Source organism: Roseateles amylovorans, assembly GCF_025398155.2.
In the GTDB taxonomy this organism is placed as follows: Bacteria; Pseudomonadota; Gammaproteobacteria; order Burkholderiales; family Burkholderiaceae_C; genus Roseateles; species Roseateles amylovorans.
Genome location: NZ_CP104562.2, coordinates 1,728,700 through 1,740,801, shown reverse-complemented (window position 1 = coordinate 1,740,801; position 12,102 = coordinate 1,728,700). Strand labels below are relative to the sequence as shown.

Here is a 12,102-nt window from a genome sequence, read left to right as displayed (position 1 = left end):
ATTCTCTTTCCGTGAGCGTCTTTTCGATTTAACCTTCTCAGGTCGCTCGGCCCAGACGCCCACGCTTATCGGCTGCAAATTCTTAAAGAACATCAAGACAACTCGCGTCGTCTTGTTTCGCGCCGCCAACTTGTCAGCAGCGCAGAAGCGAGATTATGAACGATTCTTTTCGAATCCGTCAAGCAGTCAGCGAATTATTTTTATCGTCGACTGCGAGAATCTCGCCGCCAAATGAAACCAGTGAATCGAATCAGATTAACTGGGCGCCAACTCGCTGACAAACTCGTTTCCGAATATCTGTCGAGCCATCTGGCTTATTCATTTGACTACCGCCAGCAGTTCCTCCGGCAGCTGCTGAAACAACGTCTGTCGTTCAGCGAAGAGCGCGACTGTAGCACAGCAAAACTTCGCGTTGCAAGAGGGAGCAGTGAGGTGATGCAGAAACGCGCGATTGACGCACGACACTCCGCTAAGTAATTGATTTTCAAGGCCATCGGCAGCGCCGCCTTACAAATCTCAGCACTCAGTCCATGCTACGGGTCTGAACAGCGCACGCTACAACGTCGGAAGTCGCCCCTCCAGACGCAGCAATTGTTCGAGGGTCTGACTGCGGAGACCATAAAACCGCTTGATCTCGTCCAACTGCCGAGCCAGTTCAGTGCGCCGGGACGCCGACAGCTCCTTTTGTCGACGTACCGCCAGCACCATCTTGTTCTTGCTGGTGTGCTCCAGAGCGATGAACTCGATCACCTGGGTCTCATAACCCATCATCTCCAACAGCAAGGCGCGCACGGAGTCAGTCACCATCTCGGCTTCCTGACCCAGGTGCACGCCGTGCTGCAGCAGAGGTCGCAATGCCGCCGGAGTCTGAATCTGCGGCCTCACCTCCTTGTGACAGCAAGGCGCACACATGATGATGCGTGCGCCGCTGCGCAGGCCGAAGTGCATGGCGTAGTCGGTCGCGATGTCACAGGCATGCAGCGCCACCATGACATCGAGGGCCGCGTCGCCACGCTCACGGACATCGCCTTGCTCGAAGCGCAGGCCCTGCAGGCGATGGCGAGCGACTGTCGCGTTGCCGACAGCCACCATGTCAGGCCTCAACTCCACGCCCTGCACATCGGGCTGGAGTCCGAGCGACCCGAGGTAGTCGTGCATTGCAAAGGTCAGGTAGCCCTTGCCGGAACCGAAATCGGCCAGACGGATGGGTGATGCCGATTCGGCAAGCCCAGCATGGCGCACGGCAGCACCGAAGATCTCGATGAACTTGTTGATCTGTTTCCACTTGCGCGCCATCGCTGGAACAAGTTGGGCCTGACCCTGCACCTCATGGGTCACGCCAAGCTCGCGCCAAAAGGGGCTGTTCAAGGTGAGGGCTCGCGACTTGCTGCGGTCATGACGGGTGCTGTCAATGGAAGGCACCTCGACAGGCACCTTGCGCTTGCCCACCTGAAGCAGGGCTTTGCCCTTGCGACTGAAGCGAAGCTGAACCTCTTCCTGAAATGTATCCAGATGGGCGTGTTCGAAGTCGCTGCCAATCAGGCGCTCGATCTCGGCCAGTCCCTCGTCGACCGCATGATTCTTGGTGACGTCCTTGGTCCGGTGTCGCCACAGGAAGCTCAGCGCCGGGGCGCCCTTGAGCTCAATGTCGCGCACGATGACGCGCTCGACCGTCTCATCGTCGCCTTGGTATTTGCCCAGCAACAGACGATCGAAGCGCCGCTCAGTCAGCGCAGTGCGCAGCAGACGCATGAAGCGTTGACGCTCATCGAGCGTCGGGCGGGTATCGGAGGAATCGAGAAGCGGGCTGAACATGGCGGATCCGGTATCAAGGGGGTGATTGTCCCGCCAAAGCCATGGGAAGGTGCGCAAGCGACGCGCTGGGATGACGCACGAGCGCTGCCAAACCGTTCCATGCCACCGTCCCACCCAGCGCCTATGCTGCCTTTACCCAACGCCCCCACCTACGGCTTCTGCGCCGACTTCTATCGATCGATGGTGCCGGCGACGGCCGTCGCCAGATCCGCCGCCGAGCCCGGAGCGGCCCGCCAGGACGTCTTGTCCACGCGTAGCTACGCGCCCTCGCCGCTCGCAGATATCGAGGCCGACCAGGCGTCGCTGACCGAGTTCTGCCGCAGCCCCTCCTTCCTGAAGGCCCGTGAGGAGTGGCAGCAAGCAATTGACGACATTCTGAAGGTCGCCGAAGACAACGAGTGGCAGGACGCTCTTCAATTGCTGAAAAGGGCGACCACCCGCCTTGGCCCCCCGCGCTCCCCGGTCGTGGACGTCCATACCGGCGCCGCACAGACGGAAGCCAAGGACTATCGACCGGATGTGAAGCTTCATCTGGAGAGCATCGCGCGCCACCTTCACGATGCTCGTGTCCCGATGGATACCCGACGCCTGGCCATCGAAGCCATGGCGGAGGGCTTCTACCATTGCCAGGAGCGCTTGAGACACGAACTATGGAGAGCGGCGCTGATGCTCAGCAGCTGGTGCAGTGAGCTGGGTGGAGAGGTGCGCCGGGCCTTTGACCTGATGGCCTTCAGCCAAGTCCAGGCCTTTCTTCGCACAGAGACCGAGCTCACGCTCAATCAGCTGAGCTCGCCCCACGTGGTCGATGCATTCGGCAGGGCACTCGGCTTGCCGTTCGGCGGGGTGCCCGACACCGTCGACCCCTTCGCGCACCCCATCCCGGACCAAACACAACTCGCCCAGCGCTGCGGCGCCCGCCTGGCGCGGAGCCTGACCCCCGCCACCGTCGCCCACGCGCTGGCACAGGAGTGTCTGGCCGACTTGACGCAATCATTGGAAGAACGGCTCAACGGGACACCGCTGTCACTGCGCCATGACGTCACCCACTGGCCGTTGGTGGAACAGGCGCTCGGGAAGCTGAGCGCGCGCTTTGGATCGCTTCGCATGCAGAGCGTCGTCTTGATGGACGACGATCTCATGCCCGTCGACCTGATTCGCCACCCGGGCCTGCTGGCGATCGACATCCGCCGCAACATGGCCAGCGGCCACATCGCGCCGCCCGCATCCGAAACCTCCTGGCACCGCTGGAAGACGGACAGCGGCGAGGTGGAGTTGGTCCTCGTGGATGACTGCCTCCCCTGCGTGCGAACCGTCCAGGAGCCCCCTCTCGAGCGTCTGCTCACCCTGGAAGAGGCCTGGAAGCTTCGCGAGCGCATGCCATGGACGTCGTCGCCAGCGACTCGCCCCCTGACCGAGGAACTCTGGGACCGTCTGAGCATGATGGCCACCTCCGCTTCATCCAACGACGACACGCTCCGACTGGCGCGCGCCTTCCCCAGCACCAGCACCATCCATGGTCTGATGGGTCGGCTCCGCGATGATGAGCTGGTCCAGTGGATCCGTCGGCAGATCCATGCCCAGACCCCAGAAGGTGTGCTGAATGAGGTGTTTGTGGAGGTGATGGCCCGACGCCCCACCGCCCCATTGATCGAGCTGTTGCGTCGTTGGAAGCGCGACCGTTTTGACGACGTGTGGGGCAACGAAGTCCGCGCACAGACGCGTCGCGATCAGGCACGGATGGCTGCAGGCCGCGCCGGCGCCGGGAGGCAGGTCGCGCAAGACACCAGTGCCCTGAAGAAGATTGCCGAATCCAACCTGCTGGACCGGATTGAACAGAAGCTGGAGGGGCCTCAAGCCCTGCTGGCCAGCAGGCGCGCGGTGCGGGCGTTCAGCGATCGGCACCCGATCGGCAGCGTCCGACGCTTGGACGACGACGCCCTGGCCCAAGTGCTGGCGCCGCTGAAGGCCATGCGCGAGGGCCCGCTGTCCATCCTCACCGTTCCCATCCTGCGGGCCGACGGCAAGCTGCCGGATGCGCTGTCGTCCACCGTGTGTTCATTCGGCAATGAGGCATTGGTCGCCGAACTGCAATTGATCCGGCGCCTGTCCGCCGAGCTGCATCTGGATGGTTTCGAGGTCGCAGGGCTGCTGCACGCGCGAGACCTCCGAGGTTCAGACTGCATCCCGCTGGTCAGCCTGTTATCGCTGCAGGCGCGAGCGGCCAAGGTCGAGCTGCTGTTCGACTGGGCTTGGCAGATGCATCGCGAGGCACGGCTCGATGGCGCCGCCATGAAACACATCCTGATGCCGGACGGCACGGAGGCTGACCGCATCATCACCTCGGTGCCGCACGGCCAGATCGCGACCACCTTGAACACTTATCTGCAATGCCTGATGGCGAGCTGTGAGGATCATGGGGCCCTGACGGAAGACGATCTGCGTCAAGCGAGCGGCCAAGCGCCCGGCGACATCCCGCCACTGCTGCAGTCGCTGCAACGGGCTGGCGGCGCGAGGGCGAACGAGATTTTTCCTCGTTGGCAGGCGGATGTCTCGAAGCGACTGAAACTCATCGCTGAGCGGCGAGCGAGCTGGTGGGATCTCTCGGCACCTTCGGCGGCTCACCCGGCCTGGACAAGCAGGAGTGCGCTCGGCCATGCCGGTGCCATTCGGGAACTGCTGAGCCAGGCGTTGGACCGGCGCGCGCAGGGCCGAATGGAGGCCAAGCAACTGCACCAACACTTGGCGCTGCGCGACGTGGCGCAGACCCCGGGGCTGTCGCGGGCGCTGGCGACCGGTCATCTAGAGCTGACACGGATCCTCTCGGACGCCTTGCGCCGAGCGGCCAGCCAGTCGCTTGTGACAGCGCACCAACTCGCGGAGCTGGTGCGCGCGGTGGATCGGGATGGCACACCAGCGCTCCTCCACGCGATGGCCTCAGGAACCGCCGAAACGCTGCTGCTCTACCTCCGGCTGATTTCGGACGCTGTTGCGGCCAACCAGCTTCCGCGCAGCGCCACCTTCTCGCTGCTTCAGGGTCGCAGAACCTCGGACAGCAGCACCGCCGCATTCGCCGCCATGCAGGCCGGGCGAGGGGACACCTTCCAGATCTGGCTGGGGCAGGTCCAGACCGCGCATCGCCGCGGCGATCTCACTCACCAAGAATGGGTGCAGTTGCTGAAGGCGGAGACCGGCGACGGACGTCCCGGCGCCGCCTGGGGGAAGGAGGCCGGGAGTGACGATGACAGCCGACGCCAACTCTGCGCTGTCTTGACGGCCGCGGCCCAGGCGGGCGAGCTGACGGAGGCCGAAACGACCGAGATCCTTGGCGAACCGCTGCCGTCAGACGCGGCCTGAGGGCCGCTGCGCCATGGGTTCTGCCTGTCTCCTGCCTGCCTCCTGCCTGTCTCCTGCCTGTCGCATCACGCAGCGCGTCGTGCGTCGTTCGTTGCTGAATGCCCGCGCCCCGCGTTCGACGTGCTGCCTGCCACCCTTCAATGGTCCGCTCGCAGGACTTGCCTGGCCTGCGCAAGCGCCTGATCCAGATTGGCGGATCCCAACCGATGGCAAAGCCCTTCCACTCGGCGCTGAAACGCCAGTTCGCCCAGCCCCAATGCGGCCGCCACGCGTGAGGTGTCCGTCTTGCCCTGCAGCAGGAACAGCAGCTCGGCATCGGGCTGAGGCAATGCCAGGCCATGAGCGAGCCGCGCAATGGCATCGGCCTCGTCCGCCTGATGCAGCACCAGCAGCCAATGGCCTTCGCCGATCACCGCCCCATCCGCGGCCATCAAGCTGAAGCTCAGCCGCTGACGCTGGGCATCAGACCGCGGCGCCACGGTCAACAAGGATGGCGCGGCGCCTGCGCGTCGACGAAGCGCCTCCCGATGCAGCCACGCCATCACTTCGGGCGGCAAGCGGGCATGTTCCGACCAGGGTGGCGGAAAATAATCGGCCATCAGCGCGCGGGCTTGCGGCGACTGCCAACTGCAGTGGCCGTCGCGCTCCCGCACCGTCATGCTGGCGACCGGGCGTGTGGGCTCGGCTGGACCGCGAGCGACCCGCGGCTGAATCAGGCGTTCGATGCGCGCCAGCAGTTCGCTCATCCGCACCGGTTTGACCAGGCACTCGGTGGCGCCGGCGGCCACCAGCGCACTCAGGCGCTGCACATCCTGCCGGCGACTGAGCGTCAGCACCGGTATGCCGCTCGATGCCAGACGATGAAGCAGCTCCAGTGGCGCATCACCCGGCAGGTCGGGCAGCTCCATGTCCATCAGCACCAATTGGGGCAACGCGGCCAGCCCGTCCATCGCGGCGATGGGATCGCCCGCCCGCATCAGTTCATAGCCGCTTTCCTCCAGCGCATCCGCCAGCGGCTGAACGGACAAGGCCTGCACCACCAGCAGGCGCGCGGGCGTGGAAGAGAGAGCGGGGTCGACGTACTGCAAGGCGGACATGAAGACCACCATACAAATCCCATGCCCGCTTCACAAGCCGGACGCGAAACCCGAAAAGCTTGAATTCCGGGGCAATCCGACCGGTTGTGTGCGTTTGGGCGGCGCAGCCCCTGACAGACAATGGCCGCGCCATGGATGAAACCTCCAGCCCGTCCCCAGAGCCCACGCCCGCGCCGACCGCAACCGCGACGCCCGCTGCGCCAGCCACGCCCTGGGAGGGCCCCACACCGGATGTGGTGGCCTGGACGCTGGTCAACTGGCACAACCGCCACCCGCTGGCCCGCCGCATCGGCATTGCCGATGTGCACACCGTGGGCGCGGTGGCCCTGCCCTTCATGGCGCAGCCGCTCCCCAAAGAGCCCAGCCTGGAGGGTGGCACCGCCGACATCCCGCCGCCGCCCGCCAAGCGACGCTTTCCATGGCAGCGAAAAGGCGCCGTCAGCGGACCACGCCGCGTCTGGAATGAAGCCTTCATCCCTGGTCTGACACCGGACCAGGTTGCCGCGCTGGCCCTGAACCATGGCTTCACCAGTGCGCCCGACGATCTCCCGATGCGGCGCGTCGATATCGCGAACAGTGAACTGGAATCGGGCGCCACGACCCAAAGCGGTGCCTGGCCGATGGAATTGATACTGCTGAGTGCAGCGATCGATGCCGGCCCGGCGCGCACCCGCGTCCTGATCGGACGGCGCGACAAGGTCGTCGGCAAGCGCGCGCTGGATCCGATCCGCCTGGCCCTGGCCGGCGGCTTTGCGCTGTTGTTGCTGGTGCTGTTGATCTGGGCGCTCTGGCCTGCGTCCCATGCCAAGGACGATGCCGCGCACGCTGCCGACACGGCCGCCTCCGCCGCGTCCGCCAGCGCCTCGACACCGCTAGCGGCCGCCTCACCCGCTTCCGCCCCAGGTCCGGCCGCCTCGGCCACGACGCCGGTCGCCGCCTCGGAAGCAAGTGCCAGCGCGCCGGAACTGGAAGCCTCGGCCGCATCGACGCCGCTGACAGGCATCACGGCGGCATCCTCACCCGCCGCATCAGCCCCGCCGGTGACAAGCAGTGCAGCCGCTTCGTCACCGGAGGCCGCCTCCGCACCGGGCATCCGATCCATCCGCCCCAGCCTTCAATCCAGCGCGGAGCGCACGCGGCTACAGGAGCAGGCGGCCAAGGAGCCACCACAGCCCCCGGGCAAGTCGTCGCCGTCCGCATCCGCCCCGACATCAACGGCCGGCAGTGCCACCGAGGCCGAGCAGCGCCTGAATGTGGACGATGCCGGTCTGGGCCAATTGATGAAGCGAGCCGCGCCCGGCGGCAAGCTGGTCGCACTGGTCAGCCTGCCGCAGAAGACACGTCCGGAAGCCGAGGCCCAGTTGGCGAAGATGAAGGAGCTGATCAGTCAGACCCTGCGCGGCTCCGCCGTGCCCAACGGCGAGGTCTTCCAGACCAAGGAAGGCTGGCGCGCCGCCGTCTGGCCCTTCGCCAGCCGTGAAGAAGCACAGCTGATCAATGCCACGCTGCTCGCGCGCGGCATGCGGGCTCGCGCAGTCGATTTCTGACCGCGCCGCCCTGACCGCCGCCCGCTGCAGGCACCGCTTCAGGAGCGGTAGTCGGCGTTGATGCTCACATAGTCGTGGCTGAGGTCGCAGGTCCAGACCGTGGTCTCGGCCGTGCCGCGGTTCAGGCCCACGCGCACGGTGATCTCACTCTGCTTCATCACCCGCTGGCCATCCTCTTCCTTGTAGGACGGATGACGGCCGCCCTGGGTCACGACGTGGACATCGTCCAGATGCAGCTCGATCAGCCCCTGGTCCAGGTCATCGATGCCGGCATAACCCACCGCCGCCAGGATGCGCCCCAGGTTGGGGTCGCTGGCGAAGAAGGCCGTCTTGACCAACGGGGAGTGGGCAATCGCATAGGCGGCCTGGCGGCATTCAGCCTCATCCTTGCCGCCTTGCACCACCACCGAGATGAACTTGGTCGCGCCTTCACCATCGCGCACGATGGCCTGCGCCAATTGCTGGGACACCGCGACCACGGCGTCACGCAGCGCCCGACCTTCTTCACTGCTGAGCGAGGTGATTTGGGCATGACCCGCCTGATGGGTCGCGATCAGCACGAAGGAATCGTTGGTGGAGGTATCGCCATCAATGGTGATGCGGTTGAACGACAGATCGGCGGCCTCGGTCACCAGCGGTTGGAGCAGTTCCGGCGCGATCGCCGCATCGGTCGCCACAAAGCCCAGCATCGTCGCCATGTTGGGACGGATCATGCCGGCGCCCTTGGAGATGCCGGAAATTGTCACCGTCTTGCCGCCGATCGTGACCTGGCGCGAACAGGCCTTGGGCAAGGTGTCGGTGGTCATGATGCCGGCTGCCGCCTCGGCCCAGTTGTCCGCCTTCAGCGCGTCGAGTGCCGCAGGCAGTCCGGCCACGATGCGGTCCACCGGCAGGGTTTCCATGATCACGCCGGTGGAGAACGGCAGCACCTGCGCCGGCTGGATCTTCATCAGCGCGGCCAACGCCTCGCAGGTCTGGCGGGCGCGGCCCAGGCCATCCGCGCCGGTGCCGGCATTGGCATTGCCGGTGTTGATGACGATGGCGCGGATCTGCGCGCCCGCGGCCAGATGCTCTCGGCAGATCTGCACCGGGGCGGCGCAGAAACGATTGCGGGTGAACACGCCGGCCACGCTGGCGCCCTCATCAATGGCGATCACACTGAGGTCGCGACGATTGGCCTTGCGCACGCCGGCCATCGTGACGCCCAGCCGCACGCCAGGCACGGGCAGCAGGGTTTGGGGATCAGGAGCAGTCAGATTGACGGGCATGGCAGGGTATCGATAGGTAGGGTGCGGCCACGAAGGGCCGGATGCCGCGGATTGTAGGAGCGTCAGAAACCACAACGGCGTCCCTGGGGACGCCGTCATGGCGATGCTTGCTGATCCGGAACGAGTGGGGTGGCGTGCCCACCCTTGCGCTCGCCGATCCGGCTGGGTTCAGTCGATCAAGCCAGCTTGCCGTGGCACTGCTTGAACTTCTTGCCGCTGCCGCACGGGCAGGGGTCGTTACGCCCCACATGGCCCCACTCGGCGGGCGCCGCTGGCGTGCCGTCTGCGGAGGCCACATCCTGCGACACCGAGCCATCCTCGTTTGGATGGGTGTAGGTCACGTTGCTCACGTTCTCGGCGCGTTGCTCGATCGCCTCGGCGGCCGCGCTGGCCTCCTCTTGCGACTGGATGCGCACATTCAGCAGCACGCGGGTGACTTCCAGCTTGACCGAGTCCAGCAGCTGCGAGAACAGCTCGAACGCTTCGCGCTTGTATTCCTGCTTCGGGTTCTTCTGCGCGTAGCCGCGCAGATGAATGCCCTGGCGAAGATAGTCCAGCGCCGCCAGATGCTCACGCCAATGCTGGTCGATGCTCTGCAGCAGCACCATGCGCATGAACGGGGTGAACTGCTCCAGACCGACCCGCTCCAGCTTTTCCTGGAAAGCGGTATCGCCCGCCTTCAGCACCTGGTCGAGGATGTCTTCGTCGGTCAGCGATTCGCTCTTCTTGAGCAGATCGGCCAGCGGAACGACCAGTTGCCACTCGTCCTTGAGCACGCGCTCCAGAGCGGGCAGATCCCACTGCTCTTCCAGGCTTTCCTCGGGCACGAAGCCGCGCACCACATCGGTCAGCGTGCCGCGACGCAGATGGCTGATCTGCTCCAGCAGCTCGGAGGCTTCGAGGATCTCGTTGCGCTGCTGATAGATGACCTTGCGCTGGTCGTTCGACACATCGTCGTACTCCAGCAGTTGCTTGCGGATGTCGAAGTTGCGCGCTTCCACCTTGCGCTGTGCGCTTTCGATCGACCGAGTCACGATGCCGGCTTCGATCGCCTCGCCCTCGGGCATCTTCAGGCGGTCCATGATCGCGCGGACGCGATCGCCGGCGAAGATGCGCATCAGTTGATCGTCCAGCGACAGGTAGAAGCGCGACGAGCCCGGGTCACCCTGACGACCGGAACGACCCCGGAGCTGGTTGTCGATGCGGCGGCTTTCGTGGCGCTCGGTGGAGATCACCCGCAGGCCACCTGCGGCCTTGACCTGTTCATGGACCGGCTGCCAAGCCGCCTTGAGTGCCGCCACGCGGGCGTGCTTCTCGGCGTCGGGCAGCGAGTCGTCGGTCTCGATCGCCTGCACTTCCTTTTCGATGCTGCCGCCCAGCACGATGTCCGTGCCGCGGCCCGCCATGTTGGTGGCGATGGTGATCACACCGGGGCGTCCGGCCTGGGCAATGATGTCGGCCTCGCGGGCGTGCTGCTTGGCGTTCAGGACCTGGTGCTCCAGGCCCGCCTTGGTCAGCAGCGTCGACACCTGTTCCGAGTTTTCGATCGAGGTCGTGCCCACCAGCACCGGCTGGCCGCGCTCATGGCAGGCACGGATGTCTTCGGTGACCGCCTTGTACTTTTCATCGGAAGTCTTGTAGACCAGGTCCAGTTCGTCGCGGCGCACCGTGGGACGGTTGGGCGGAATGACCACGGTTTCCAGACCGTAGATTTCCTGGAATTCGTAGGCTTCGGTATCGGCCGTGCCGGTCATGCCGGCCAGCTTGCCGTACATGCGGAAATAGTTCTGGAAGGTCACCGAGGCGAGCGTCTGGTTTTCCGCCTGGATCTGCACGCCTTCCTTGGCTTCGACCGCCTGGTGCAGGCCGTCGCTCCAACGGCGACCGGTCATGAGACGTCCGGTGAACTCGTCGACGATGATGACCTCGTCGTTCTGCACGACGTACTGCTGATCGCGCTTGTAGACGTGATGCGCCCGCAGCGAGGCATACAGGTGATGCATCAGCGTGATGTTGGCGGCGTCATACAGGCTGGCGCCTTCTGCCAGCAGGCCGGCCTGACTGAGCAGCCGTTCGGCATTCTCATGACCGTCTTCGGTCAGATAGATCTGATGGGATTTCTCGTCGACGGTGAAGTCGCCCGGATCGATCACGCCCTCGCCGGTGCGGGGGTCCAGTTCGCCGATCTGGCGCTTCAGCTTCGGGGCCACGACATTGATGGCCTGGTAGAGCGAGGTGTGATCCTCGGCCTGGCCGGAGATGATCAGCGGGGTGCGGGCCTCATCGATCAGGATCGAGTCCACCTCGTCGACGATGGCGTAGGCCAGGCCGCGCTGCACGCGGTCCCGCACTTCATAGACCATGTTGTCGCGCAACAGGTCGAAGCCGTATTCGTTGTTGGTGCCGTAGGTGACGTCGGCCGCGTAGGCGGCCTGCTTCTGCTCGCGCGGCGCGTGCGGCAGGTTGATGCCGACCGTCAGACCGAGGAAGGTGTAGAGGCGACCCATCCATTCCGCATCGCGGCGGGCGAGGTAGTCGTTCACCGTCACCACGTGCACGCCCTTGCCGGTCAGCGCATTCAGGTAGACCGGCAGCGTCGCCATCAACGTCTTGCCTTCACCGGTGCGCATTTCCGCGATCTTGCCGGCGTTGAGGACCATGCCGCCGATCAACTGCACGTCGAAGTGACGCATCTTCAGGATGCGCTTGCTGCCTTCCCGGCAGATGGCAAAGGCTTCCGGCAGGATCTGGTCGACGGTCTCGCCAGCGGCGATCCGTTGCTTGAATTCTTCGGTCTTGCCGCGCAATTGCTCGTCGCTCAGGCCCTCGAACTGCGGCTCCAGCGCGTTGATCTGCTGGACGACCTTGCGGTAAGTCTTGAGCAGGCGCTCATTGCGACTGCCAAAAATCTGGGTCAAAAGCTTGGGCAACATGAAGCTGGTGGAGTTCTTTGCATGAGGCTCGGAACTGCCTGGATCGTGTCCGGGCAGGCCCGTGCCGGAACCGCCCTTGGCCTGCATG

General features: G+C 65.0%; 6 protein-coding genes. 2 read left to right on the top strand and 4 right to left on the bottom strand.

Features of this window, described 5'->3' with window-relative positions; translation table 11 throughout:
* Window positions 1-555: 555 nt before the first annotated feature.
* Window positions 556-1,815: a class I SAM-dependent methyltransferase gene (locus tag N4261_RS07535; protein WP_261759571.1), complete on the bottom strand. Its 1,260-nt coding sequence runs from the start codon at window positions 1,813-1,815 to the stop codon at window positions 556-558.
* Between the two features lie 123 nt (window positions 1,816-1,938).
* On the opposite strand from N4261_RS07535, the gene N4261_RS07530 reads away from it, so the two are divergent.
* Complete coding sequence (locus N4261_RS07530; RefSeq protein WP_261759570.1) at window positions 1,939-5,169, top strand: hypothetical protein; 3,231 nt, start codon at window positions 1,939-1,941, stop codon at window positions 5,167-5,169.
* A 137-nt stretch (window positions 5,170-5,306) separates the two neighbouring features.
* Here the strand turns inward: N4261_RS07530 and N4261_RS07525 are convergent, their stop codons facing one another.
* Window positions 5,307-6,266 (bottom strand): response regulator, encoded by a 960-nt coding sequence (locus tag N4261_RS07525; RefSeq protein ID WP_261759569.1) that lies wholly within the window; start codon window positions 6,264-6,266, stop codon window positions 5,307-5,309.
* Window positions 6,267-6,397: 131 nt separating this feature from the next.
* On the opposite strand from N4261_RS07525, the gene N4261_RS07520 reads away from it, so the two are divergent.
* Complete coding sequence (locus tag N4261_RS07520) at window positions 6,398-7,813, top strand: hypothetical protein (RefSeq protein WP_261759568.1); 1,416 nt, start codon at window positions 6,398-6,400, stop codon at window positions 7,811-7,813.
* Between the two features lie 38 nt (window positions 7,814-7,851).
* Here N4261_RS07520 and argJ read toward each other — a convergent pair whose 3' ends face one another.
* Together argJ and secA are read right to left on the bottom strand one after the other, a co-directional pair.
* A complete protein-coding gene (gene argJ / locus N4261_RS07515) occupies window positions 7,852-9,081 on the bottom strand; it encodes a bifunctional glutamate N-acetyltransferase/amino-acid acetyltransferase ArgJ (RefSeq protein WP_261759567.1) in 1,230 nt (409 codons plus the stop codon).
* Window positions 9,082-9,257: 176 nt separating this feature from the next.
* Window positions 9,258-12,014, bottom strand: a complete 2,757-nt coding sequence (gene secA / locus N4261_RS07510) for a preprotein translocase subunit SecA (RefSeq protein ID WP_261759566.1) — start codon at window positions 12,012-12,014, stop codon at window positions 9,258-9,260.
* Between the last annotated feature and the right edge of the window lie 88 nt (window positions 12,015-12,102).

Coding starts and splice junctions, on each gene's coding strand:
- N4261_RS07530 (WP_261759570.1), top strand. CDS start 1,939: ATGCTGCCTTTACCCAACGCCCCCACCTACGGCTTCTGCGCCGACTTC.
- N4261_RS07525 (WP_261759569.1), bottom strand. CDS start 6,266: ATGTCCGCCTTGCAGTACGTCGACCCCGCTCTCTCTTCCACGCCCGCG.
- N4261_RS07535 (WP_261759571.1), bottom strand. CDS start 1,815: ATGTTCAGCCCGCTTCTCGATTCCTCCGATACCCGCCCGACGCTCGAT.
- argJ (WP_261759567.1), bottom strand. CDS start 9,081: ATGCCCGTCAATCTGACTGCTCCTGATCCCCAAACCCTGCTGCCCGTG.
- secA (WP_261759566.1), bottom strand. CDS start 12,014: ATGTTGCCCAAGCTTTTGACCCAGATTTTTGGCAGTCGCAATGAGCGC.
- N4261_RS07520 (WP_261759568.1), top strand. CDS start 6,398: ATGGATGAAACCTCCAGCCCGTCCCCAGAGCCCACGCCCGCGCCGACC.